We start from the raw sequence: 24,614 nt of genomic DNA on the forward strand, positions 1-24,614 counted from the left end.
ACCTTGCGCGGCCTGGCGGGCCGACATGACGCTCTGACGCAATAGTTGCGAGCTCACGCCCAGACGGAAGTCCGGCCCGCCCTGGAAGTTGATGTTTGCAGCATCGTCCAACAGAGGCCAATCCGCAAGAAGTCGACGTTCAGGTGCTATTGCCGCAGGATCTTTTCCATCGCCCTTCCCTTTGCCAACTCGTCAATCAGCTTGTGCAGATGGCGAATCTTTTGCATGAGCGGATCTTCGATGTCTTCCACGCGAACACCGCAGACCACGCCCGTGATGAGCGAACTGTTCGGATGCATCGCTTGCGCAACACGCTGGATGTCCCCACCCTGGACGATGTCGACCCCGAAGAGCTGGCGAACGCGCCCCTGAACTTCGTCGACAACGCGCACGACCGGACAGACAGGGCGCCCGCCGATACACGCCTGATGTAGCCGGAGCGGAAGCCAGCGCGGCGCCGGCCCTTCAATCGAGCCGGATTCCCTTGGCCTTGATCAAGCGGCCAAGGCTGTCCGCTTCGCGCTGGATGATCGCGGCCGTCTCGGCCGGCGTCGTCGACATCGGCTCGAGGCCCGCGTCGGCGATGGCCTTTTGCATCTGGGGCGCCGCTGTCGCCTTGCGGATTTCCGCGTGCATGCGTTCGACGATCTCCGGCGGCGTCCGGGCGGGCATCCAGAATCCCAGCCAGGTCAACACTTCCAGCCCTGGATAGCTCTCCGCCAGCGTCGGCACCTCTGGCATTGCCGGGTTGCGCTTGCCTCCCGTGTACGCGATGGCCTTGATGCGGCCAGACTTGATGTTCGGCAGTGCCGAGACCGGCGGCTCGAAGCCGAGCATCACCTGCCCGCCGATCAGGTCCGTCATGGCGCTCTGCTTGTAGGGCACATGCAGCAGTTCAATGCCTGCCGCCTCCTGGAACAGCTCGAAGCCCAGGTGCGCCGTGCTGCCCGACCCATACGACGCAAAGCTCAGCTTGCCGGGCTCCTTCCTTGCAAGCGCCACCAGTTCCTTCACGTTGCCGGCAGGCACCCTCGGGTTGGCGATGATGAACGAGCCGCCCTTCAGCGCCTGCGTCACGGGCACCAGGTCGGCCTGCGGGTTGTATGGCAGCTTCGACAGCAGGAAGGGCGTCATCGTGAACGGGTTGCTGGTCGAGAACAGGATGGTGTAGCCATCCGGCGCCGACTTGGCGACAGCGTCGGTGCCGATGGTCGACAGCGCGCCCGGCCGGTTCTCCACGACCACGGGCACGCCCAGTGCCTTGCCAAGCAGTTCGGCATAGATGCGCGCGAACACGTCGGACCCAACGCCCGCCGGTGTCGGCGTGACGATGCGGATGGGGCGGCTGGGCCAGACATCGGCGGCAAGCGTGGCCGTCGGCGCAAGGCCCAGGCACAGTGCGGCAGCCCCGACAAGGCGATGGAGCAGATTCATGAAAGTCTCCTGTGTGTTGTGTGTCTTGTCAGCGCGCCCGCAGGGGTGGATACGTGATGCCATCCAGCCCCGGCACCGTGACCTTTGCGGGGTCGTTGCCGTGGGCCTGCAACTGGTCCACCGCGTAGTCGGTCACGCAGCCCGACAGCAACTGGCGCGGGTCTTCCAGCACCACGCGCAGCCGTTTGTTGAGCGCAAGCCAGTCGTCCGGGCCGGCGATGGCGGGCATCTCGCCGACCGAAGTGGTGTTCGAATCGATCGCGGGGCGAATGACGGAACCGGGCTCGAAGGCCGGATAACCCTCGTACATCAGCGGCCCGAGTTCGCTGACGGTGCGCGTGCGCGTCCACAGCTGGCGCATCGGCGCCTCGAAGGCACGCACGGCGGCAAGGTCAGGCAGCTTTGCCACCTGGAAGTCCGGGCCATGCGGCGCGATGTACAGGCGCTCCAGCGGCAACTGTTTTCGCGAGGCGCCAAGGATCATGGCGGCCACCGAATTCGTGGTCCACGTGACGCCGGCGGTCGGCCTGCCCTGCTTGCCGACGATCAGCGCCATCGCGCGATTCCAGTCGATCTCATGGCAATCGAGCCAGGCAATCACGCGATGTGCGATGTCCATGCCAACCAGGAAGAAGGTCGCGATCATCACCGCGTTCATCGGCACGGTCGCGCCCGCGGCGTCGCCCTTTGCTTCGAGGTAGTGGGTGCGAAGGTCGGCTGCGCTGAAGCTCCCGGGCTGGCGCAAGGCACGCTCGAGATAGCGCTCAGTGAGTTCGCACGAGTAGTTCACGAGTTTGGCAATCGCCTGTTCGCGACCACGGTAGGCGGCCACCGCAATATGGTCTCGCCAGAGGGCTACAGAGTTCGCCGCGCGTGCGACACGCGTGCTCTCGATGAGTCGCTGCGACTCGTCGCGCCAAAGGCTGCCTTGCGGATCGAGTTCGCGCATCTTGAGCAGCGACGCGACCGCCGGCCCGTGGTGCGAGATGCCTGCCAGCTCCTTGAAGCCGCGCGTGGAAAAACGAAAGCCCTGGATCTCAGGATCGCGCCCGCCGCCTGGAAACAGCACGATGTCGGTGGCCGTGGCCACGATCAGCGGATCGTTGGCGGTGGCAGAAGCCGTCAGGGCCGCCAGCTTTGCGCCGATGCTGTCGGCGGTGGCGGTGTAGGTCTCGAACAGGCGTACCAGCTCGGGGCTTTCAGGGATCGATGCGCTTGCACTCATGACGCGCCTTTCATGCCTTCATCATCGAGCCGGTACACGCGGCTGGGCGTGCGAAACCGCACCGCGCCACTCAGGCTGTTCGCCACCACCAGGTAGTGCCGGCCGTTGTCCTCGAAGGCGCATGCGTCGGTGCCACCTGAAGTGGAGAAGGCTTGGTCCACCTGCATCCTGCCGCCCTCCATGCGATAGATCACCGAGTCCAGTCCGGGGATGGGTTGCTCACGCGTGCCGTGCAGGAAGTTGACCTGAACCAGCCGCCCGCCTTGCGCCGTCGCGATCCATTCGAACTCGCGTCCGCCCGGGCCGCTGAGCGTCTGGTGCACGACGAATCGGCCACCCTGCCACTGGTAGAGCAGCGTGTCGTGGTGAAGGTTGGCAAAGGCCAGCCACGACTCGCCTTCCGCCTCGAAAAAGCAGAAGGCCCGGCCCGTCTTTCCCTCGAGTTCCTGGAAAGGCTCGAAGTTGTCGCCGTTCCAGCGAAGGATTTGCGAGGGCACGGCATGGTCCGCGTACGCCAGCAATTTCTCGCCGCCGACCTCCATGAAAGCCCAGTTGTAGCCCCATGCGGAGCGCACCGTTTGAAACGGCACGAAGCGCTCGCCATTCCACTCAAAGATGCAGGAGTCGGCGGGTTGCGCAGGCGTCTCGTCGGGCATCGAGACGTTCTGTGCGAACGCCAGGAAATGCCGGCCGTCGAAGCTGAAGTGCTTCCACTGCTTGGCCGCGAACCCTTGCAACTTCTGAAAGGCTTCGAAGCGGCCGTCGACGATCTCGAAGATCGTCGACGACACGTTCAGGTCGTAAGGGTTCTGGCCCGTGCGCAGGCTCGCCGTTGCCAGGAAGCCGCGTTGACCGATGCGAAAGTACTCCGCGTCCTCGCCGCCCGGCACGTCGAGCCGCGCATGCTCGACAAAGCGGCCACCGTCCCAGCGATAGACCAGCGCATCGGTGGCGCTGTTGCCCAGCGTCATCAACGCGGGCTGGCCAGGCACGTCGTACGCGAGTTGCGGCACGACGAGGTAGCGCTCGCCCGCGTGAACAAAAGTTTCGACGGCGCGGGCGCCGGACGTATCGAGTTCCTGGATGCAGTGCATGGCCAGACTCAAAAGCCGAACAGGCGCGCCGGGTTGTCGACCAGCACCTTCTTGCGCGCGCCCGCGTCCGGTATCCAGTCGCCGATGAGGTTCAGCAACTCGCCGGTGTCGCGCCCGCCTTCGGGAATGTGCGGCCAGTCGCTCCCCCAGATCACGCGGTCGGGCACCGTGTCGACGATCGCTTGCGCCAGCGGCTTGAGCTTGGCGTAGTTGCCATCCTTTGCCAGCCGGTACGGACCCGAGAGCTTGAACCATCCCTTGCCGTCGTGCACCGCGCGCAGCAGGCGGTCGAAGTCGGTGCGTGTGAGGCCATCACTCTCCAGCATGTAGCCCATGTGGTCGATGACGAAGTCGCTTTCAAGGTCGGGCAGCGCGGGGATCAGGTCGCGCACCACCCAGCCCGGTGTGTAGAACTGGACGTGCCAGCCCAGCGCGCGCGTGCGTTCAATGCTCTGCCTGATGAACGTGCGCAACTGCGCGGTGGGCAGCGCCGAGCGCAGGAACAGGTCGAGCCGCAGCGCGCGCACGCCTCGGGCATGCATCGCCTTCAGTTCGTCGACGCTCGTGTCGTCATCGACCATCGCCACACCGCGGGCCCTCGAACCGGCGAGGTCGAGCGCATCGAGCATGCAACTGTTGTCCGTTCCGTAGAAGCTGGGCTGCACGATCACGAAGCGATCGACGCCGAGGGCGCCCAGCGCGCGATCGAGTTGCGCCAGATTGCCGTCGGGCAAGGTGTAGTGCGGATGCGGCACGCGCGGATAGCGATCTGCGGGGCCAAAGATGTGAATGTGCGAATCGCAGGCACCGGCAGGCACTTCGAACTGCGGGCGCGTCAGCGTGGCTGCGTCGCGCATGGGTTTGGAAAGCAGGATGTCAGTGCTCATGGTGTCTTTGAAAAGCCTCAGGGTTCACGGATGCCAGCGCTTGCGCGACGCGATCATGCATGGCCGCCAGCAGAAGATCGGTGTCGATGCCGGTCATGAGAAAGGGTGCGGCGCCGCGCCGGATGAAGTCGGCGACATAGGCCGCATCAGCGACGCCGCCGATCATCAACGCCTTGCCGGCGCGCTGGCACGCTGCCAGCGCGTGTTCGTGCGCTTCGCGCATCTTCGGATGCACCGGACCGCCCGCCACGCCGAGTTCGGCACTGAGGTCGTTGCTGCCGATCGCCAGCAGGTCAACGCCTTCGACGCGCGCGATGGCCTCGATGTTCTCGATACCGCGCGGACTCTCGATCAGCAGCTTGACGACCGTCGACCGGTTTGCCGTCTCGTAGAGTTGCTTCGGCGGCAGCTTGCGATAGTCGACACAAGGCAGCGTGCCAATTGCCGAGCGATGCCCGAGCGGCGGAAAGCGGCAGGCGGCCACCACGTCTGCAGCCTGCTCCGGGGTTTCGATGCGCGGCACGATGATGCCGCTGGCACCCGCATCGAGCAGACGCCCGATTACGCCGTATTCGCGCTCCGGCACCCGTACGAAAGGCACGATGCCGACGTCCAGCGCCGCGGCGCAGATGGCCCCGGCCACGTCGATGGGCATGGTGCTGTGCTCGAGGTCGACCCAGATCGCGTGGTGGCCAGTGGCCTTGGCCAGGCGCGCGATCTCTGCGGTGCGGGCACCGCGAACGCCAAGCGCGGCGACAGGCTGCCGGCGCGCCAGGCGTGCCATGACGGTGTTGGTGGCGCGGGCTTCGAGCCACGCGTCGTCGGGGTTGTTTGTCTCCATGCAGGCGATCGTAGGCAGCACGGCTTATATTTGGAAATACTGATTTCAACTCGATTTCCATACTTAAAACGTATCATGGAACTTCGCCACCTGCGCTACTTCGTTGCCGTCGCCGAAGAACTGAACTTCACACGCGCCGCCGAACGGCTGCACATTGCGCAGCCGCCTTTGAGCACACAGATCCGCGCGCTGGAGCAGGAACTGGAAGTGCAGCTTTTCGAGCGGGACAAGCGACGTGTCTTCCTCACGCAGGCGGGGCGGCACTTTCTCGATCGTGCGCGCGGCATCCTCGCCGAAGTCGAATCGGCCCGGGGCGAAGCACGCAGCGCGGCCACCGGCGAAATCGGCAAGCTGGCGCTGGGCTACACCGCATCGTCGATGCTCTCGGTCGCCCTGCCCTCGGCCATCCGGCGCTTTCGCAGCGAGCATCCGCGCGCCACCCTTTCATTGCAGGAGATGACTTCACTCGACCAGCTCGACGCCGTGCATGCACGTGCGCTCGACGTGGCGATCCTGAGGCGCCCCGACGTGGTGGTACCCACCGGCATCGTGATCGAGGAGTGGTACCAGGCGCCACTGCTTGCGGCCGTGCCCGAAGCGCATCCGCTGGCCAAAGGCTCGATCCGCATCGGCGACCTGCGGGACCAGCCATTGATTCTCTATCCGCGCCACGCGGGCATCGGGCTCTACTGGAAGGTTCAGGAGCTGTGCGCCAAGGCCGGGTTCCGGCCGAACATGGTGGAGGAAGCGCGCGACGCATCGACCATCATCGGCCTGGTCGCCGCCGGCGTCGGCATTGCGGTGGTGCCCAGCGATACGGAATGCATCGGCCTCAAAGGCGTTGTCTACCGCAAGCTTCTGGACAAGACGGCCGTGTCGACACTGCATCTGGCCTGGCGCGCCGGCGATGACAACCCCTACGTGAACCTGCTGCTCGACGGCCTTCGGCGTGCCACGCCAGGAAAGGGACGGCGCGGCTGAGCACGGCCAGCCGGCTCCGCGCCTCCGCCGGATGCCTCCCTGATCCTGCAGCGCTCGACCCTGCTGCGCGCACCGCACCGCACGCAGCCGTCACCCCTGGCTCTCATTCGTCCCAGCAAGAAGAAAATCCCGCAGCAGCCGCGCGCTCGGCCCGATGCGCCTGCCGTGCACCAGGAAGATCTCGAGCGGCGCCGTCTCCACCTCCGGCAGCACGCGCACCAGGTCGCCCGACGCGAGCAGCGCAGCAGCATCGTAGGCAGGAAGGCGCGCGATGCCTTCGCCGGCCAGCACGAAGGCCAGCCGTGACGCCGCGCTGTCGGTGACGATGTCGCCGTGCACCGGGATCTCGATGGCCTGCGCGCCAAGGCTCCCTGCGAACGACCGCTGCGTCGGCGGGTAGACCACCCAGCGTTGCTGCTCCAGCTCCGCGACCGTCGCAGGCGCGCGGTAGCGGCGCAGGTAGGCCGGTGAAGCGCACAGCATGGTGGGTTCGCTCACCAGGCGACGCGCGATCAGGTCCGAATCCGCCAGCGGCCCCGCGCGCACGGCCAGCTCCATCCCCTGCTGCACCAGGTCGACGTTGGCATCGTTCATGGCGACATGGAGGCGGATGGCCGGATAGCGCCGGCGGAACGCAAGCAACGCAGGCAGGATGCGCTTGTTGCCGAAATGGTGCGAACACGTGATGCGCACCTCCCCGCGTGGCTCGGCGCGTAGCAGTTCCATGCCGCGGATGCCGTCGTGTGCCTCGTCGAGCAGGCGCTCGCAATGCACGCGGAATGCTTCGCCCGCCGGCGTCAGGCTGAAGCTGCGCGTGCTGCGCTGCGCCAGCGGCACGCCGAGCCTGGCCTCCAGCGCGCGGACGTGGTGGCTCACGACGGCACGCGTCAGGCCCAGCGCACGCGCGGCGGCGGCGAAGCTGCCACTGCGCACGACGCTGGCAAAGACCGCCATCGCACGCAGTTCGTCCAGGATGGGTGAGGCATGGCGACTCATTTGTTCATTGTCAAATTCAACGAGCCAATTCGTCAACATCGGCGGGTCTACCGGGATATCGGCTGTCTCCTTAATCTTCGTTCTGCCCGGGGCAACCGGGTTATCTGAACCCACCCAAGGAGTGAATCATGAGCGTCAAGCATGTCCTGTTCGTTGTGACAAATGCAGCGGTGATCGGCCCGAAGCATCGCGCCACCGGATTCTTCTTTCCGGAGATTGCCCATCCCTTCGAGGTGCTCGACAAGGCCGGCATCGCGGTCGAGTACGCCTCGCCGCAAGGCGGCAAGCCGCCGGAGGACGGGTTCGACGGCAACGATCCCGCGCAGGTCGACTTCCTGGAGAGCGCTTCGTACCGCCGCCTGGCGCACAGCCGCAAGTTGTCCGATGTCGATGTGCTCGACTACGACGCGGTGTTCTTCCCCGGCGGCCTGGGCCCGATGGTCGACATCACCCGCAACCCGGAAGTGCAGGAGGCCGTTCGACGCGCCTGGACCGGCGGCAAGATCGTCGCCGCCGTGTGCCACGGTCCCTCGGCGCTGCTCGGCGTCACCCTGGACGACGGCACGCCGCTGGTGCGCGGCCGCAAGGTCGCCGGCTTCTCCACGGCGGAAGAAGACGGCTACGCACGCAGCGACGTGCCCTTCGACCTCGAAAGCGCACTGCGCGAGGAAGGTGCGCTCTACGAATCGGCGGATCCGTGGGCGCCCAAGCTCATGGTCGATGGGCGGTTGATCACCGGCCAGAATCCCGCGTCGGGCACCCTGGTCGGTGAGGCGATTGTCGAATCCTTGCAAAGAACGCAATGAACCTCTGGCACGCCCGGGCGTCAAAGGACGATCGAGGCCTCGTCGGTGCGGCGAGGCGATCGAAGCACGCTTCCCGGCGTTCGAGAGGTATCCCCGCAATGCGTCGACGATTCGTCTTCCTTGCCGTGGCGCTTGCCGTCACCGGCGCCACCGCCCAGGTCCCCATTGCGGGGACGGGCGTTGGCTCGCCGATCAAGGTTCAGCCCATCCAGATTGGTCCGCCCGCCGACGGCGGCGCCGCTGCCAGGCGGCAGGGCGCACAAGAGCCAGAGGAGGCGCGGCAACCCGCAGCGCCGCGCACGGCCCCACTGCCGACGCCGCTGGGCAATTGCAATGCCGGAGGCTGCTGGGACAGCCAGGGCAACCGATACAACAGCACAGGCGACGGTTCACGGTATGTCAGCCCGGAAGGACGGCTGTGCCAGACCAACGGGAATTTCATCCACTGCAACTGACGCGCGGAGGACTTGATCAGAGTCTCAGGATTCGAAAAGGGTGGTGCAGCCATGAAAATCATCGTTTTCGGGCCCACCGGTGGCACGGGTCGGCAACTTGTGGAGCAGGCGCTGGCCGCCGGGCACGACGTGACGGCATTCGCTCGCAACACGGGCGCGATCGAAGCCCGCCCGGGACTCGCGCTCGTGGCTGGCGATACCCGGGACCCGACTGCCGTTGAGCGCGCGGTTGCCGGCCATGACGCAGTGCTGTGTGCACTGGGTGGACGCCCGTGGCGGCGCCATGAGCAGGTGTGCTCAAGCGCGATTCGTGTCATCACGCAATCGATGGCGAGGGTCGGTGTGCGCCGGATCGTTGCCATCTCGACGTTCGGGGCGGGAAATACGCGCGCTCATGTGGGTTGGCTGGCCAGGACGCTGCTTTTCGGCCTGGTCCTGCGCAGCGAGGTCGCCGACAAGGAGGCCATGGAACTGGAACTGTCCGCGACGGATCTTGAATGGACCGTGGTGCGCGTGGGCCTGCTCACGGACGGTGCGGCGCGCGGGGCTTGGCGCGCCGCTGACGACGGCTCCATTCGCGGCATGGGAAAGGTGGCTCGCGCCGATGTGGCGGCCTTCATGCTTGACCAGCTTGCTGACGCCACGTGGCTGAGGCGAAGGCCTGTCGTCATGTACCAGGCCTGAAAAACCGGTTCCACGGCAGCCGTCCGGCACCCCGGCTCCCTCGGTTGCACCAGGCGAAAGACAGGAATAGCATGTTGCTGACCGTCTCGGGGGCTCAATCCGTGGAGCAGTTCAACAGTGCAAGGCTGACATCATGAGTGAACGGCGCATCCTCATCGTGGCGCACCGGACTGCGGCCTCGCCGAAGCTGCTCGCCGCCGTGGCCGAGCGGGCCGCACGCGAGCCGTGCAAGTTCACGCTCCTGGTTCCGCGGCCCTATTGGGACCCCGACACCGAGGAGGCAGCCATCACGCTGGAGCTAGCAATTCCGCTGCTCGACGCGGCCGCGGGCTCGCATGTGGAAGGGATCGTCGGGGCCACCGACCCGTTCGAGGCCGTGCACCAGACGCTGGAGCGCGAGAAGTACGACGAGGTCATCGTCTCGACGCTGCCAGAGCGGATCTCCCGGTGGTTGCGCCTCGACCTCGCCCATCGCATCGAGCGATTCGGCGTGCCCGTGAGCGTCGTGACTGCGGAGCAGTCGGAGCGCACGCTGTCGCCTGGAGCCGGGTCGGGCTGACCGGACACCGCGCGCCGATACGAATCTCCTGTCGTGCAGCGCGCCGCCGCGATCATCGGTTCCGCGATCTTCCTGGTCATCGCACCGGGCACGCTCGCGGTGTACGTCCCCTGGTACCTCACGCACTGGGACTTCGCGCCCGAGCTATTCCCGATCGCGCGCGTGCCCGGCGCCGCCCTGATCGTCGCCGGGTTGCCCATCTTGCTCGATTCGTTCGCTCGCTTCGCGTTGCAGGGCCTCGGCACACCGGCGCCCGTGATGCCTCCCAAGCGCCTCGTCGTCACCGGGTTCTTTCGCTACGTCCGCAATCCGATATACGTCGCAGTCACGGCGTTGATCGCCGGCCAGGGCCTCCTGTTCGGCAGCGTCACGGTGCTGGCGTACGGCGCGATCGTGTGGGCCGGATTCTTCTTGTTCGTTGTCGCCTACGAAGAGCCTGCGCTGGACGAGCAGTTCGGCGACGAGTACAAGCGCTACCGGGCGAACGTGAGGCGATGGTTGCCGCGCATCACCCCATGGCGCGAGTAGGTGGCAAGAACGCTGCGTGCGCGTCGTCGTCGAGCATCGCAGCCGCACTGCCTGGCTACTTCGAGCGAACGAGCTTGAGCGCAGGCGCTTCGGCCTTTCCTGACCGCTGACCAGACAGCTTTGCACCTGCTGCGTGCTGCCCGCCTTGACGCTCGACCGGACTCCGTCGATAGTCGCGCCGCGCATGTCGCGCGGATGGAGGCCACCATGAAGAACGCAAGAGTCGTTGTGTTGGGGTTGGCGATTTTCACGCTCGGTCTGGCGACTGGCCTGACGGCGCAAACGCTGACCGATTCGCCGCAACGTGTCGAGCAAAAGCGTACGGACCTGACGGGTGCACCGGACATGGAAGTGATCGCTTCCATTGTCGAGATCAAGCCGGGCGAAAGCAGCAATCTTCACGTCCACCATGGCGTCGAAGCCTTTCACGTCCTGCAAGGCTCCCAGATACAGGCCCCCGGCCAGGAGCCATCCATGCTTCCGACGGGGCTGACATCGATGAACCTTCGAGACGTCAAGCATGGCGGCTTCAAGGTGGTCGGCGACAAGCCGCTGAAGCTTCTCACGGTTCACATCGTCGACAAGGGCAAACCGCTCTATGACTACGCGAAGTAGCACCTTCACTCCCGACGCCTTCCACGGCATCCGCGCCATCCTCTATGCCCTGTTCGACGCGAATGAGAAGCTGGACCGCGCCGCGATGCGCCGCCAGGTGCAGTGCTGCCTCGCCAGTGGCGTGCATGGCATGGCCGCATTGGGGCTGGCAACCGAAGTCTCCAAGCTGAGCGAGGCCGAGCGCCGCACGGTGATGGACTGGATCGCCGAGGACACGGCGGGCCGCGTGCCATTGGCCCTCACCATCTTCGGCAGCTCGGTCGCCGAGCAGGTTTCGCAAGTGCGCCATGCGGAGGGTGTCGGCGCCGACTGGGTGATCCTGCAGCCGCCCGCCGCCGGCGCCTTCGGTGCGCAGGAGTACATCCGCTTCTTCGGCCGCGTGGCCGCGGCGACCGACCTGCCCGTGGCCATCCAGAACGCCCCGGCCTTCTTCGGCCGGGGCCTCACGGCCGACGAGATCCGCGACCTGGTCACGCAGCATCCCAACATCCGCCTCATCAAGGGCGAAGGCCCGGTGGTGGACATCGCCGCGCTCATCGAGCGCACCGAGCGCCGTGTGCCCGTGTTCAACGGGCGCGGTGGGCTGGAGCTGGTGGACAACCTGCGAGCCGGCTGCCGCGGCATGATCCTCGCGCCCGATTGCATCGACCACGCCGTGCGCGCCTATGAAGCCTTCCGCAGCGGCGACGAAGCGGGTGCCGAGCGCGCCTACGAGGCGATGCTGCCGGCGATCGTGTTCGTGATGCAGGGCATCGAGAACCTGCTGTGCTACGGCAAGCGCCTTTTCGGCGCGCGTGCGGGCATCGGGATTCATGACCGCGCACCTGCCATGCGACCGAGCGCCATCGGTGAAGCAATGGTTGCGCGCTACGCCGCCGCGCTGGGCCCGCTCGGTGACGGTGCGGCGCCGCTGCCACACAAGACAAATGGAGATACTGAATGACAACCGGCCCTGTCGACGCGCCCTCCCCTCGCCTCACCTCGCTGTCGCATGGCGGAGGCTGCGGCTGCAAGATTGCACCGGGCGTGCTCAGCGAGATCCTGCGCAACAGCAATCGCATGCCGATGCCGCCCGAGTTGCTGGTGGGCATCGAGACCTCGGACGACGCGGCCGTCTACAAGCTGACCGACGACATCGCACTTGTCGCGACGACCGACTTCTTCATGCCCATCGTCGACGACCCGTTCGAGTTTGGGCGCATTGCCGCCACCAACGCCATCAGCGATGTGTATGCCATGGGCGGCAAGCCCATCATGGCGCTGGCGCTCGTCGGCATGCCGATCAACGTGCTGTCGACCGGGGTGATCGGCCGCATCCTTGAAGGTGGCGAATCGGTGTGCCGGCAGGCGGGCATTCCGGTGGCGGGTGGCCACACCATCGACTCCGTGGAGGCCATCTACGGGCTGGTGGCGCTCGGCGTGGTGCACCCTTCCCGCGTCAAGCGCAACGCCGACGCCCGGGCCGGCGACCGGCTGGTGCTGGGCAAGCCACTGGGCGTGGGCGTGATGTCGGCGGCACTCAAGAAAGAGGCGCTGCCCGACGCGCTCTACCAGCAGATGATCGCGACCACCACCCAGCTCAACACGCCCGGCCCCGAACTGGCGCAACTGGACGGCGTGCATGCGCTGACCGATGTCACCGGCTTCGGCCTTGCCGGCCATGCGCTCGAACTGGCGCGCGGCGCGAACGCCGGCGTGGTCATCGACTGGGCGCGCGTGCCCCTGCTCGAAGGCGTTCGCGACCTCGCCGGGCGTGGCATGGTCACCGGTGCCTCGGGCCGCAACTGGGACGGCTACGGCAAGGACGTGTCGCTGCCTGTTGCCTTTTCGGCCACGGAACGCGCCCTGCTGACCGACCCGCAAACCAGTGGCGGGCTTCTGGTGTCCTGCGAGCCGGCTGCGGTGGAAGCCGTGCTGGCAATATTTGCGCGCCATGGCTTCCACTTTGCTGCGGACATCGGCGAGGTCGTCAGTTGGGCCGAAGGCGAAGCACGGCTGAAGATCGGCTGACGCGTCGGCGCCGCGCTGCCGTTGTCAGCGAGACGGCGCCGTTCCACCCAAGGATGCAACGCCCTATCCGGCGACGACGACCTCGAGGACCTTGGTGACGTGCGCAGCGCGCCAGTCGATCTCGCCCATCGCCATGTACCGCGGCCGACCCTTTGCATCGAGCACGAAGCTGGCCGGCAGTCCACGCGCGCCCCATGCGCGCAGCTGGCTCTGGCTGCGGTCCAGCAGCACGGTTCCGCGAATAGGCACTTCGCCGAGGAATTGCCGCACGCGCTCGGGCATCTCGCCGTGGTTGATGGCCAGCAATCGCAGGCCGCGAGGCGCAAGCTCTTCCAGCACGGCGTTGAGCGACGGCATCTCGACACGGCAAGGCGCACACCAGCTCGCCCAGAAATTGACGACGAGCGCGCGCCCCGCGAAGTCAGCGAGCGAGCGGCGCTGCTCCGTCTGGAAGTCGATGGCGTCGAGCCTCGGCGGCTGGGCAGGCCGCCACGGCACCAGCATGTTGGGCGTGTCAGCCTTGCTGGATGCTCCGACAGCCATTGCCGCGCCGCCCAGCAGCAGGCCACGGCGACGCAATGTGGGCGGAAGCATCGCGTCGCTTCAGATGCGAGCTTCGTCGTTCAGGCCGCGCGCTTTGACTGGATGGCGTAGCGGAAGGTGGCGGGGTCCAGGCTGTCCAGGCGACCCTTGGCGGTTTCGCCGTTGGGGTACATGAGGAAGGCGAGCGGCGTGCCTTGCTGGCTGCCGGGCAGGCGGACATCTTCGGCGTTGTTGTAGCCCAGCCAGTTCATTTCCCACGCGCCGAAAAGCAAGGCGTTGGCCGCGCGCACACGGGCGTCGGTGATGGGCAAGCCGCCCTTCTCTTCTTCCAGCATGACCTTGCGCACATCGGCCGGGTCCACCGGCACCCAGCCGTAGCCCTGCGCATAGAACTCGGCGCGGCAATGTTGCGCCCTGGAGATGTCGCCGCTCTTGCCCATGCTCTTGTAGCCACGGGACGAATCATCGACACGCACACCATAGACGTCGCGCGCGGGCACGCCACTGGCACGCGCGAGCGCGACGAAAAGGCCGTTGAGATCGGCACACTTGCCACCCAGGTTGCCGCTGGTCAGCACTGCGGTGACGTCGCCCGTGCCGCAGCCCCGCACGCTGCCTTCGCGGTGGCAGTTGGCGACGATCCAGTCGTAGATGGCCCTGGCCTTTTCCATGTCGGTGCTCGCGCCAGCGTCGCGCACGATCTTGCGCGAGGTGTCGGCGACGATGCCGTTCAGCGGCTTGTACTCGCTGGCGCGGAGCCAAGGGCGCAACTGCTCGCCGCTGACGCGGACAGCCTGCGGTGCGGCGCTCAAGTCGCTGCTGCGGTCGCGCAAGGCCACGCGGTTGGTGAGCGTGAGCTTCTGCGCTGCGCTGGGGTCGGTCCACTCCACCAGGAGCATGGTGGCGCCGCCGGTGCCGGTGATGACCTTGGCCTGCTTTGCGCCGGGCGCGTCAAAGCGGGTGTCGTCGAGGCGCTGGTATGCGCCTGAAGCATCGCTGAGTTGCCTGGCCGGCAGCGGCACCCACACCCGGCCCAGACCGGTGCGCTCGCTCAGGTCCACGGTGGTGGTGATGTCGTAGCTTCGCCATGCTTCGGCGCCCTGGCTATCGGGCACGGCGCGCGCACCGGCCAGCGAGGGCAATGCGATGGCGGAAAGGCTCAGGAAGTGGCGGCGTTGCATGGCGATGCTCCTCGGTGGATGGGAATGGGTTGGACCGCGAAACGCATTATTCACAGCGTGCCGCGCTTGTGCGAGAGGGGAATCCGGCATGGTCCTGCTATCCAGCGCTGCCGCAAGGTGGTAGATGGCGCACGTCGATTCAGGGAGGCCGGGCCGCGCCGATCCCTGTCTTCGACTGGCCGAATGGCCTGCTCCAATCGGTCGCGTCTTGTCAACCCGCAAATGGTTGATGGCAGTTCTTTCGCAAAAGGTAGGCTGAAGGTTTTCACCTGGAGGAGATCGGCATGCGCAGCTTGTTCTTGATGAGTTCCCTCGTGCTGACGGCAACCATGGCCATGGCCGGCCCGGAGCCGACCTTGCCTGGCGACATCAACATGGTCGCGCCAGCGGCCGACCTGCCGGCGCCCGTGGCCGGCTACGCGGGCAAGTGGACAGGAACCTGGATCGGCGCCGGCGATCGGCTCAACCATGTGCTGATCGTCGAGAACATTGCGGCCAATGCCTTCAGCGCCGTCTATGCATGGGGCGATTCACAGGGGGAATACGCCAACGCCAAGGCCGGCTGGCGTCGCATCAACGGCACGGTTGCCGACGGAAAACTTTCCGCGAAGATAGGCCAGGCCAACGTCGTCTACGTGCTCAATCCCAACGGGACCATCAGCGGCACCTACACCAATGCCAGGGGATTCGAATCGAAGGCGACATTGAAGAAGGACGGTTAGAGCCGAAGGCCCGGCTCAACACAACTCGATGGCCTGGCGCAGCAGGCCTGCGGGGTCGGCACTCGGTCCCACAAGGATCTCGACCTCGCCCGCTTCGAACACGGGCTGCAGGTCCGGACCAAGGTGGCGCAGCTCGGCCGCCGGCAGCGTCAGCGTCACCGAGCCGCCTTCGCCCGGCATCAAGCGCAGCTTCGCATAGCCCTTGAGCTCCAGCAGTGGCCGGGTGACGCTGCTCACCTTGTCGTGAACGAACAGGAAGACCGTCTCTTCCGCCTCGCGTTCGCCATCGTTGCGCAGGCTGACGCTGATGGAAAGCGTGTCCTGCTCGCGCACGCGCCGCGGCTCGACCTCCAGCGCGTCGTAGCTGAAGCGGCCGTAGGTCAAGCCGTGGCCGAAGGCATACAGCGGCGTGTTGGCGACGTCCTGGTACTTGCTCGTGTAGTAGTCGGCGGGGTTCATCGGCCGGCCGGTGGGACGCTGGCCGAAGAACACCGGCACCTGCCCGACGGCGCGCGGCCAACTCATCGGTGTGCGACCGCTCGGCGACACCCGGCCCGTGACCACATCTGCAATGGCGTGGCCAGCTTCGACGCCGAGGAACCACGCGGCCAGCAACGCATCGGCGTGTTCGGCGAGCCAGGGTACGACCAGAGGGCGGCCTGAAAACAAGACTGCGACGACGGGAATGCCGAGCGCGTGTGCACGCGCCGTCACCGCTTCGGCCAACGCCTGCTGTTGGCCGGGAAGCGCGGGCGTGGCCCGGCTCGCGGCCTCGCCGCTCATCGTGGCGCGCTCGCCCAGGCACAGCACGACGGCGTCAGCACCCTCGCACAGCGCGACAGCGCCTTCGATGCCACCGTCAGCGTCACCCTCGATGGCCACGCCAGACGCATGGCGTATCTCGGCCTGCGGCAGCGCGGCGCGCAGGCCGTCGAGCACGCTGACAGCCGGCTCATGTTCGCCGGCACCCCACCAAGGGCCTTTCATCTGGGTGTTGGCGTCGGCCAGCGGGCCGATGACGCACAGCGTCTTTGCCACCGCAGGCAAGGGCAAGCTGTCGCTCTCGTTCTTCAGCAGGACGATGGATTTGCGCGCGACGTCGCGCGACAGCGCGTGCCGCTCGGCAATGACGGCCTCAGGTTCTGGTGTCGCGCCACGTCGGTACGGATCGTCGAACAGCCCGAGTTGCTCCTTGAGCCGCATCACGCGCATCACGCAAGCATCTATTTCTTTCATCGTCACCCGGCCCTGCTCGAGCGCGGTGGGCAGGCCCTTGCGATAGGCGTCGGACATCATGTCGACATCGACGCCGGCCTTCAGCGCCAGCACCGCGGCATCGACGAGATCGGCGGCGACACCATGCTTGATCAACTCCGCGATGGCGTTGTAGTCGCTGATGATGACGCCGTCGAAGCCCATCTCGCCGCGCAGCCAGTCGCGCAGCAAGGGGATGTGCGCCGTCATGGGCACGCCGTTGAGATCGGTGAAGGCCGGCATCAGTGTCGCGACGCCAGCGCGCAGTGCCGCCTCGAAGCCCGGCAGATGCACTTCGCGCAGGGTTCGTTCGGAGATGTCCACCTCCGCATACTCCCGCCCCGCGTTCACGGCGCCGTAGGCAACGAAATGTTTTGCACAGGCGGCCAGCGCTTCGGCCGACGACAGGTCGGCCCCCTGGAAACCGCGCACCTTGGCCTGCGCGATGCGCGCGTTGAGCCAGGGATCTTCACCAGGCCCCTCCGCGGTGCGGCCCCAGCGGGGATCGCGCGACACATCGAGCATCGGCGCAAAGGTCAGCGCAAGACCTTCGGCCGCGCCTTCGCGAGCAGCCTCGCGGGCTGTGCGCTCCCACAGGCTTTCATCGAAGATGCCCGCCTCTGCCAGCGGGATCGGAAAGAGCGTGCGATGCCCGTGGATGATGTCCAGACCGATCAGCAGCGGAATGCCAAGCCGCGACTTCTCGACCGCCAGCCGCTGCATTTCATGCACGGGGCCGGCGCCGACCATGTTCAGCAGGTTGCCAATGGTGCCGTCGATGATCGACTGCGTGGAATCCCCGGCAATCACCGGGCCGGTGACCGTGTAGCCGGAGGCCGTCATCGTGAGCTGGCCCAGCTTTTCGGCGAGCGTCATCTGGGCCAAGAGGTTGTCGATACGACTCATCGGAAGACTTCGAGTGGAACCCAAGGGGCCTTAATGATGGCATGCTTGCGGCGGCCGGCGGCCGCAAGGCGCCGAAAGGAATCGATGAAACCAAACGTGACACCCCCAGACGACGACAGGAGCCCTGAGTGCTGAAGGATGACCGAAACCCGAAGGCACTGGCCGCCCTGCCCGACGAAGCCTTGATCGAAGCCGTGCAGCGCCAGACCTTCCGCTATTTCTGGGACGGTGCCGATGCCGCCAGCGGCCTGGCGCTCGACCGCCGCTCGATCGCCGGCCTCATCACGAAGGACAGGGCCGACGTCAAGGTCGCGATCGGCGGCTCGGGCTTCGGCATCATGGCCATGATCGTCGCGGTGGAGCGCGGCTGGATCACGCGGGACGAAGGCCTGGAACGCCTTCGGCGCATGCTCGACGCCCTGCTCCGCGCCACGCGCTACCACGGCGCCTTCCCGCACTTCATCCACGGCACGAGCGGCGAGACGATCCCGATGACGCCCAAGGACGACGCGGCCGATCTGGTCGAGACCTCGTTCCTCATGATGGGCCTGCTGTGCGCGCGCCAGTACTTCAGCGAGGACACGGCCGTGGCGCAACAGCTGCGCGGCGACATCAACACGCTGTGGCACCACGTCGAATGGGACTGGTTCACCCGCGACGGACGCGACGTCCTGTTCTGGCACTGGAGCCCGAAGCACGGCTGGGCCATGAACCATGAAGTGCGCGGCTGGAACGAGTGCCTCGTCACCTACCTGCTGGCCGCGGCCGCGCCGCGCCATGCGGTCGAGCCGCAGGTCTACCACCACGGCTTCGCAGCCGGGCGCGGCTTCCTCAACGGCGAGTCGTACTACGGCATCCAGCTGCCGCTGGGCATGGCGTACGGCGGCCCGCTGTTCTTCACGCATTACTCGTTCTGCGGCCTCGACCCGCGTGGCCTGAAAGACCGCTACGCCGACTATTGGGACCTGAACCGCCGCCACGTGCAGATCAACCGCGCGCATTGCGTTGCCAATCCGCACGGCTTCAAGGGCTACGGCGAATCGTGCTGGGGACTGACCGCGAGCGATGACTCCGAAGGCTACGGCTACCTGGCCCACGCCCCGGACGTGGACAACGGCACCATCACGCCGACCGCCGCGCTGGCCAGCCTGCCCTATGCGCCCGCCGAAGTGATGCAGGTGCTGCGGCATTTCCTCAGCGTGCATGGCGCCCGGGCGTGGCAGGAGTTCGGGTTCATCGATGCGTTCTGCGAAGAGCGCGACTGGTTCGCAGAGACCTTCCTGGCCATCGACCAGGGCCCGATCGTCGTGATGATGGAAAACCATCGCACGGGCCTTCTGTGGAAGCTGTTCATGAGCGTGCCCGAAGTGCAGGCCGGATTGCGCCGCCTGGACTTCAGCAGCCCGCATCTCGCGTCTTCGACACTGTGACCCTGACGAACCTGCAAGACCCGGCATTCGAGTCCTGGCTCGAGAGTCAACTTCGCCATTCGGCAAGCGCCATGCTCGCCAGCATCTCGCCGGTGTCGATCGTCAAGCATCGCCCGGGATTTGGCCAGACCGTGCGGCCGATTGCCGGCGCCATCGTCGCCTCGCCCGTGCTGGGCGACTGGAAACCGGACCCGGACTATTTCTTCCACTGGTTCCGCGACTCCGCCGTCGTCATCGATGCACTGCGCCTGCTCTACGTCGATGGACGTGTCGGCGACGAAGCGCTGCAGCATCTGCGCGACTTCACCCGCTTCAGCCTGGCCTTGAACCAACTCGACGGCCGCATGGCTGCCGCGAATCCGGAACGCCGGGCCCGCGTGGCGCCCGACTTCCTGCAGTACCTGCGCAAGGACGATGACCTCGCGCGCGCGCACGGCGATGCCGTCGCTGCCGAGACGCGCGTGAACCCCGACGGCACGCTCGACGTCTCCCGATGGTCCCGCCCCCAGCACGACGGGCCGCCGCTGCGCGCGCTGGCGCTGCTGCGCTGGGCAGGAGGCAAGCACCTCGACGCTGCGCTTCTGGCGGAGGTCAGCGCGCTGATTCGCTTCGACCTCGACTTCACGCTGCATCACTGGCGCGAACCGTCGTACGACATCTGGGAGGAGGAAAGCGGCCATCACTACTACACGCTGCGAGTGTCGGCGGCGGCGCTCGCCGAAGGTGCGGCATGGCTGCGGGGTCTGGGCGAGACGGAGCAGGCGCAGCGCTGCCTTGAGGCGTCGCAGGCCGTGCTGGGGCTGATTGACAACTATTGGGTGAATGAACAGTCAGGCGAGCAGGCAGTCGACCGCGACGCAACGCACGGCTACTACCGTTCACGCGTGCTGACAGACAACCAGCCCACAACGAAAGCGCTGGATATCTCGGTGATCCTGTCGGCCATCCATGGCGCGGGCACCGAGGCCCAGCACAGCCCCGCCGATCCGCGCATGCAATCCACGCTGGCGCGACTCGAAGCCCTGTTCGACGCGGCCTACCCCATCAACCACGGCCGCACCGCAAACCGCGGCCCGGCGATGGGCCGCTACGCCGGCGACGTGTACTTCTCCGGCGGCGCGTACTACTTCTCGACACTGGGAGCCGCAGAGTTCTGCTTCCGCGCTGCAACGACGGCCGACGATGCACGCCAATGGTTCGATCGCGGCGACGCCTACCTCGCCACCGTGCGCGCGTACACGCCCGCCAGCGGTGACCTGTCCGAGCAGTTCGACCAACGCAGCGGCGCGCAGACCTCGGCCAGGCACCTGGCCTGGAGCTACGCCGCCTTCATCTCCTGTGCCCGGGCGCGCCGCCTCGCAGTCGCAGCTCGCGAGGCACCGCGGACACCATGACAGCACCGTCGCCCAACCCCGCAGAGGCCGCAGCGAAAACCGGCGTCGTGCGCCAGGTCCGCGAGTTGCTCGGCGCCATGCGCGTGTCCGCGGTCGGCAAGACGCTGGCCGCGCTGGTGGGCGGCATCGTCGTCATCATCGCGATCACGGCCTATGGCCAGATCGAGCTCAACAGCTGGAACAAGCCCTTCTACGACGCGATCTCGCGCCGTGACGTGGGCGACTTCATCGAGCAGCTTGGCATCTTCGCAATGATCGCGGGCGCGCTGCTGGTCCTGAACGTCGCGCAGCGGTGGCTGGTAGAAACCTTGCAGCTGAAGCTGCGCGAGGCCCTGGTCACCGACCTCGTGGGGCTGTGGCTGCAGCCGCGCCGCGCGTTCTGGCTGCAGGGCAGCGGCCCGATGGGTGCGCACCCTGACCAGCGCATGCACGACGACACGCTCAAGCTGTGCGACCTGTCGGTCGGCCTCGGCGTGGGCCTGCTGCAGGCGGCGATGCTGTTCGGCAGCTTCGCGAGCGTGCTGTGGGTGCTCTCCCGCGACTTCAGCATCTTCATCAACGGCAAGGACCATGCCCTGCCGGGCTTCATGCTGTGGGCGGCCATTCTCTATGCGATCCTGGGCTCGCTGATGACCTACTGGGTCGGCAACGGCCTGGTCTCGCGCAACGCCGAGCGCTATGCGCGCGAAGGCGAACTGCGCTTCTCGCTGACCCGCATCAACGAGCATCTGGACGGCATCTCGCTGGCCAGCGGCGAGTCCGACGAAAAGCGCCGTGTCGCCATGCATCTGGTCGATGTCCTGCAGGCCACGTCGCGCGTGGTGCTGGGGCTGACCAACCTGACCTGGGTCACGGCGGGCTTCGGCTGGATCACCGTCATTGCGCCGACGCTGGTGGCCGCACCGCTCTACTTCTCGGGCAAGGTGTCGTTCGGCGGACTGATGATGGCCGCCGCAGCCTTCACGCAGGCGCAGTCGTCGCTGCGCTGGTTCGTCGACAACTTCAGCCAGATTGCCGACTGGCGCGCCACGCTGCTGCGCGTCGCCGGCCTGCGCCAGGTGCTGGCGTCCGACCTCGAGCAACAGCCGGGCGGCAACCGCATCGCCTATGAGGAAAGCGAAACCGGGACCCTCGAGATCGAAGCGCTCGAGGTGCGCGCCTGGACCGGACACGACCGGCTGGACGCCGGGAGTCTGGCCGTGCACCCCGGCCAGTGCCTGCTCATCCTCGGCGCGCCGGGCACCGAGAAGACCTTGCTGTTCCGGGCGCTCGCAGGCCTGTGGCCCTGGGGCTCCGGCACCGTGCGCCGGCCCCGCGGCGAGACCATCCACTACATGCCGCGCGGCACGCCCTACCTGCCGCGCGGCACGCTGGCCGAAGCGCTGTCGTACGGCATGGAGCACTCGACCTATCCGCGGGAAGCCATGCTGGCCGCGCTGGCGAGCGTGGGCCTGCAACGGCTGGAACCCTTGCTGAACAAGACGGGCCGCTGGGAGCGCGAGCTCAACATGGACGAACAGTTGCGGCTGGGTTTTGCCCGCGTGGTGCTGCAGGCGCCGCCCTGGCTGGTCATGGAGGAAGCTTTCGGCGCCTTCGATGACGACACGCTCGACCTCATCATCGACGTGCTGAACGAAAAGCTGGCGCACACGGGCATCATCCACATCGGCTCGGCCGCAGGTGCGCACGACCGGCTGTTCACGCACGTGGCGCATCTGGTGAAGGCGCCGGACGCCGTGCCCGAGGAGCTGAAGCCATGACCCTTTTTGCGCGTCGCTCCCTCGTGCTGCTGGCGCTTGCCCTGCCGGGCTGGGTGTGGGCGCAGAACTTCGGCTTCCGGCCACCGCGCGACCCTGACGATGTGGCTGCGGTGGAGCTGATGCGAGACCTTGCACAGCGCATCGTGCCGGTGTACCAGTCGGCCGACACCGATGTCTTCCTTTCGAACGTGACCGCCCTGCAGATCGTGAGCGGCGCCTGGCGTGCGGCCGACGACAGCAACAAGTCCCTGCGCACCCGCCAGCAGGGCAGGCCCTTCGACGAACAGGTCCAGCGCGCGATCATCGACGGCATCTATGCGCATGCGCGCGCCATCGAAGCGGGCGAGCGCATCCCCTTCGCCAAGGCCTACGTGCGCTCGTTCCAGGAAGTGGTGCCGCCGCTGGACAACCCGCAAGCCGCGGCCGTCATCGCGCGGCTCGAAACCCCGCTGGCGGTGTTCAGGGAGCCGGTGCGGCAAGCCTTCGATCGCTGGCGTGCGAAAGGCAGTCTCCCGCAGGCCGACGCCATTGCGCTCGTGCGCACCTGGCTCGAGTACGAGTCGCGGCGCAGCTTCGCGGTGCTGCTGCCCGAATTGGTCGCGGCGGAAAACCGCAGGCGCTATGTGGCGGAGGCCGACGTCTGGATTCCCGTGCGTCCGGGTGTCGTCATCCATGCCAGCGTGGTCCGGCCCGGCGACGGCAAGGTCAAGCTGCCAACGCTGCTGCGCTTCACGCTGGATCCCGCCGAGGACGATGCGCGGCGCAGCGCCGTCAAGGGTTACGCCGGCGTGACGGCGTACGTACGGGGACGCACGCCCGACGGCAAGGGCGACGCATGGCCCTTTGTGCGCGACGGCGAAGACGCCACGGCAGTCATCAACTGGATCGCCCTTCAACCATGGAGCGACGGCCGTGTGGCCATGCTGGGCGACGGCTACTCCGGCTACGCCGCCTGGGCGGCTGCGCGCAGGAAGCCGCCCGCCCTCAAGGCCATCGCCACGATCGCGCCGATGGCGCCGGGCGTCGACTTCCCGATGGCCGGACAGATCTATCGCAACGACATGGTGCGCTGGGCGCAGGAACATGCGATCGGCGGGGGCGCGCGAGCCGACTCCGACGCCGGGCCGGACGCCGGCCTCGATGCAAAGTGGCAGGAACTCGACGCGCTCTGGTATCGCGGCAACCGCCCCTATTGGGACGTGGACCGCGCCCTGCTGGGCAAGCGCAGCAACCTGATCCGGACCTGGCTGACGCACCCCAGCCACGATCTCTACTGGCGCAAGTTCCTGCCGTCGGCGCAGCAGTTTGCGCAGATCGACATCCCGGTGCTCAGCATCGCCGGCTACTTCGGTGGCAGCGCCGGCGCGCTGTATTTCCACAACCAGCATCGCCGCCACCGACCGCAGGCCGACACGACGCTGCTGCTCGGCCCTTGGGACGCGAACTCGATCCGGAACGGCACGGCGGCGCAGTTGCGTGGCTACACATTGGACCCCGTCGCACGCGTCGATCTGCCCGAGTTGCGCTACCAATGGTTAGACCATGTTTTCAAGGATGCGCCAAAGCCTGCGCTGCTGCAGGATCGCGTCAACTACCAGGTGATGGGAGCGGACCAGTGGCGCCATGTGCCGACGCTGGACGCACCGGATCGCCAACGACTGCGGCTGCGGCTGTACCTCGACACGCGCGAGCACGAGGGTGAGCACCGCCTGTTGCCGTCGGCACCGCCTTCGCCGTCGCCGTCAGAAGCCGGTGGCAGCGCGCGACTCGCGGTCGACCTTGCCGATCGCCGGGACGTGAGTGTTCCGTGGCCGGACGCACTGCGCAGCAAGCAACTGCCGACGCTTAACAGCATCCGCTTCGTCAGCGACCCGCTGCCCAGCGACACAGAGATCGACGGCAGCCTGCGCGGCGAGTTCGACATCACACCCTCGCGGCAGGACATGGACCTCAATGTCTCGCTGTACGAGCAGACGGCGAGCGGCGAGTTTCAACTGCTGTTCGAGCCCTACGACTTCCGCGCCAGCTACGCCCGCAATCGCGTGTACCGCCGGCTGCTTCGCGCCGGCGAGCGCCAGATGCTGGCGTTCACCACCGAGCGCGTGACCGCCCGCAAGCTGGCCGCGGGCAGCCGCATCGTGCTGGTGGTTGGCATCAACAAGCGCCCCGACCGGCAGATCAACTACGGCAGCGGCAAGGACGTGAACTCGGAGACCATCGCCGACACGCCGCGGCGACCTGTGCGCGTGCGCTGGCATGCGGGCAGCCATGTGGAGATACAGACTGACAGGCCTTGAAGGTGTGGACGC

At 66.9% G+C, this 24,614-nt stretch carries 25 protein-coding genes; 15 read left to right on the forward strand and 10 right to left on the reverse strand.

Annotation, left to right across the window (positions count from 1 at the left end):
• Window positions 1-146: 146 nt before the first annotated feature.
• A complete protein-coding gene (locus QTI66_RS04165) occupies window positions 147-299 on the reverse strand; it encodes a DUF2200 family protein (RefSeq protein ID WP_286557663.1) in 153 nt (50 codons plus the stop codon).
• On the opposite strand from QTI66_RS04165, the gene QTI66_RS04170 reads away from it, so the two are divergent.
• The gene (locus QTI66_RS04170; RefSeq protein ID WP_286557664.1) at window positions 294-434 is read left to right on the forward strand and encodes a hypothetical protein; all 141 of its coding nucleotides are present in this window, start codon (window positions 294-296) and stop codon (window positions 432-434) included. The genes QTI66_RS04165 and QTI66_RS04170 overlap by 6 nt on opposite strands.
• A gap of 31 nt (window positions 435-465) precedes the next feature.
• Here the strand turns inward: QTI66_RS04170 and QTI66_RS04175 are convergent, their stop codons facing one another.
• From QTI66_RS04175 to QTI66_RS04195, 5 genes are read right to left on the reverse strand one after another with little or no spacing between them, the layout of a single operon-like run.
• Window positions 466-1,434 (reverse strand): Bug family tripartite tricarboxylate transporter substrate binding protein, encoded by a 969-nt coding sequence (locus tag QTI66_RS04175; protein ID WP_286557665.1) that lies wholly within the window; start codon window positions 1,432-1,434, stop codon window positions 466-468.
• A 28-nt stretch (window positions 1,435-1,462) separates the two neighbouring features.
• Complete coding sequence (locus tag QTI66_RS04180) at window positions 1,463-2,659, reverse strand: DUF5624 domain-containing protein (protein WP_286557666.1); 1,197 nt, start codon at window positions 2,657-2,659, stop codon at window positions 1,463-1,465.
• Window positions 2,656-3,753 carry a hypothetical protein gene (locus tag QTI66_RS04185; protein WP_286557667.1) on the reverse strand — a complete coding sequence of 366 codons (1,098 nt, stop codon included), beginning with the start codon at window positions 3,751-3,753 and terminating at the stop codon, window positions 2,656-2,658. Before QTI66_RS04185 ends, QTI66_RS04180 begins: the two co-directional genes overlap by 4 nt.
• Window positions 3,754-3,761: 8 nt before the next feature.
• On the reverse strand, window positions 3,762-4,640 hold the full coding sequence (locus QTI66_RS04190) for an amidohydrolase family protein (RefSeq protein ID WP_286557668.1): 879 nt from the start codon (window positions 4,638-4,640) through the stop codon (window positions 3,762-3,764).
• Window positions 4,630-5,481: an HpcH/HpaI aldolase family protein gene (locus tag QTI66_RS04195; protein WP_286557669.1), complete on the reverse strand. Its 852-nt coding sequence runs from the start codon at window positions 5,479-5,481 to the stop codon at window positions 4,630-4,632. The genes QTI66_RS04190 and QTI66_RS04195 overlap by 11 nt, the downstream gene beginning before the upstream one ends.
• A 75-nt stretch (window positions 5,482-5,556) precedes the next feature.
• Here QTI66_RS04195 and QTI66_RS04200 point away from each other — a divergent pair, with 75 nt between their 5' ends.
• On the forward strand, window positions 5,557-6,462 hold the full coding sequence (locus tag QTI66_RS04200; protein ID WP_286557670.1) for a LysR substrate-binding domain-containing protein: 906 nt from the start codon (window positions 5,557-5,559) through the stop codon (window positions 6,460-6,462).
• A gap of 90 nt (window positions 6,463-6,552) precedes the next feature.
• Here QTI66_RS04200 and QTI66_RS04205 read toward each other — a convergent pair whose 3' ends face one another.
• A complete protein-coding gene (locus QTI66_RS04205) occupies window positions 6,553-7,458 on the reverse strand; it encodes a LysR family transcriptional regulator (protein WP_286557671.1) in 906 nt (301 codons plus the stop codon).
• Between the two features lie 128 nt (window positions 7,459-7,586).
• On the opposite strand from QTI66_RS04205, the gene QTI66_RS04210 reads away from it, so the two are divergent.
• The 8 genes from QTI66_RS04210 to selD all read left to right on the forward strand — a co-directional run bounded on the left by QTI66_RS04210 (window position 7,587) and on the right by selD (window position 13,115).
• Entirely contained in the window at window positions 7,587-8,264 is a 678-nt protein-coding gene (locus QTI66_RS04210; protein ID WP_286557672.1) for a type 1 glutamine amidotransferase domain-containing protein, read from the forward strand.
• A 98-nt stretch (window positions 8,265-8,362) separates the two neighbouring features.
• Window positions 8,363-8,719, forward strand: a complete 357-nt coding sequence (locus QTI66_RS04215; protein ID WP_286557674.1) for a hypothetical protein — start codon at window positions 8,363-8,365, stop codon at window positions 8,717-8,719.
• A gap of 51 nt (window positions 8,720-8,770) precedes the next feature.
• Window positions 8,771-9,403, forward strand: a complete 633-nt coding sequence (locus QTI66_RS04220) for an NAD(P)-dependent oxidoreductase (protein ID WP_286557675.1) — start codon at window positions 8,771-8,773, stop codon at window positions 9,401-9,403.
• A gap of 133 nt (window positions 9,404-9,536) precedes the next feature.
• Entirely contained in the window at window positions 9,537-9,962 is a 426-nt protein-coding gene (locus QTI66_RS04225; protein ID WP_286557676.1) for a hypothetical protein, read from the forward strand.
• Window positions 9,963-9,995: 33 nt separating this feature from the next.
• Window positions 9,996-10,490 (forward strand): methyltransferase family protein, encoded by a 495-nt coding sequence (locus QTI66_RS04230; protein ID WP_286557677.1) that lies wholly within the window; start codon window positions 9,996-9,998, stop codon window positions 10,488-10,490.
• A 120-nt stretch (window positions 10,491-10,610) separates the two neighbouring features.
• Window positions 10,611-11,105 carry a cupin domain-containing protein gene (locus QTI66_RS04235; protein WP_286557678.1) on the forward strand — a complete coding sequence of 165 codons (495 nt, stop codon included), beginning with the start codon at window positions 10,611-10,613 and terminating at the stop codon, window positions 11,103-11,105.
• Window positions 11,089-12,048, forward strand: coding sequence for a dihydrodipicolinate synthase family protein (locus tag QTI66_RS04240; RefSeq protein WP_286557679.1), 960 nt, complete (start codon window positions 11,089-11,091; stop codon window positions 12,046-12,048). The genes QTI66_RS04235 and QTI66_RS04240 overlap by 17 nt, the downstream gene beginning before the upstream one ends.
• The gene (gene selD, locus QTI66_RS04245) at window positions 12,045-13,115 is read left to right on the forward strand and encodes a selenide, water dikinase SelD (protein ID WP_286557680.1); all 1,071 of its coding nucleotides are present in this window, start codon (window positions 12,045-12,047) and stop codon (window positions 13,113-13,115) included. The genes QTI66_RS04240 and selD overlap by 4 nt, the downstream gene beginning before the upstream one ends.
• 63 nt (window positions 13,116-13,178) lie before the next feature.
• Here the strand turns inward: selD and QTI66_RS04250 are convergent, their stop codons facing one another.
• Window positions 13,179-13,709 carry a peroxiredoxin family protein gene (locus QTI66_RS04250; RefSeq protein WP_286557681.1) on the reverse strand — a complete coding sequence of 177 codons (531 nt, stop codon included), beginning with the start codon at window positions 13,707-13,709 and terminating at the stop codon, window positions 13,179-13,181.
• Between the two features lie 29 nt (window positions 13,710-13,738).
• Complete coding sequence (locus QTI66_RS04255) at window positions 13,739-14,839, reverse strand: transglutaminase-like domain-containing protein (protein ID WP_286557682.1); 1,101 nt, start codon at window positions 14,837-14,839, stop codon at window positions 13,739-13,741.
• 284 nt (window positions 14,840-15,123) lie between these two features.
• On the opposite strand from QTI66_RS04255, the gene QTI66_RS04260 reads away from it, so the two are divergent.
• Window positions 15,124-15,561 carry a hypothetical protein gene (locus tag QTI66_RS04260; RefSeq protein ID WP_286557683.1) on the forward strand — a complete coding sequence of 146 codons (438 nt, stop codon included), beginning with the start codon at window positions 15,124-15,126 and terminating at the stop codon, window positions 15,559-15,561.
• Window positions 15,562-15,576: 15 nt separating this feature from the next.
• Here the strand turns inward: QTI66_RS04260 and QTI66_RS04265 are convergent, their stop codons facing one another.
• Entirely contained in the window at window positions 15,577-17,721 is a 2,145-nt protein-coding gene (locus QTI66_RS04265) for a glycoside hydrolase family 3 N-terminal domain-containing protein (protein WP_286557684.1), read from the reverse strand.
• 128 nt (window positions 17,722-17,849) lie between these two features.
• On the opposite strand from QTI66_RS04265, the gene QTI66_RS04270 reads away from it, so the two are divergent.
• The 4 genes from QTI66_RS04270 to QTI66_RS04285 all read left to right on the forward strand — a co-directional run bounded on the left by QTI66_RS04270 (window position 17,850) and on the right by QTI66_RS04285 (window position 24,602).
• Window positions 17,850-19,151, forward strand: coding sequence for a glucoamylase family protein (locus tag QTI66_RS04270; RefSeq protein WP_286557685.1), 1,302 nt, complete (start codon window positions 17,850-17,852; stop codon window positions 19,149-19,151).
• A 71-nt stretch (window positions 19,152-19,222) separates the two neighbouring features.
• Window positions 19,223-20,545, forward strand: coding sequence for a glycoside hydrolase family 15 protein (locus QTI66_RS04275; RefSeq protein ID WP_286557686.1), 1,323 nt, complete (start codon window positions 19,223-19,225; stop codon window positions 20,543-20,545).
• Entirely contained in the window at window positions 20,542-22,305 is a 1,764-nt protein-coding gene (locus tag QTI66_RS04280) for an ABC transporter ATP-binding protein/permease (protein WP_286557687.1), read from the forward strand. Before QTI66_RS04275 ends, QTI66_RS04280 begins: the two co-directional genes overlap by 4 nt.
• Window positions 22,302-24,602 (forward strand): CocE/NonD family hydrolase, encoded by a 2,301-nt coding sequence (locus QTI66_RS04285; RefSeq protein ID WP_286557688.1) that lies wholly within the window; start codon window positions 22,302-22,304, stop codon window positions 24,600-24,602. Before QTI66_RS04280 ends, QTI66_RS04285 begins: the two co-directional genes overlap by 4 nt.
• Window positions 24,603-24,614 lie beyond the last annotated feature (12 nt).

The sequence above is a fragment of the Variovorax brevis genome (assembly GCF_030317105.1).
Lineage (GTDB): Bacteria > Pseudomonadota > Gammaproteobacteria > Burkholderiales > Burkholderiaceae_C > Variovorax > Variovorax brevis.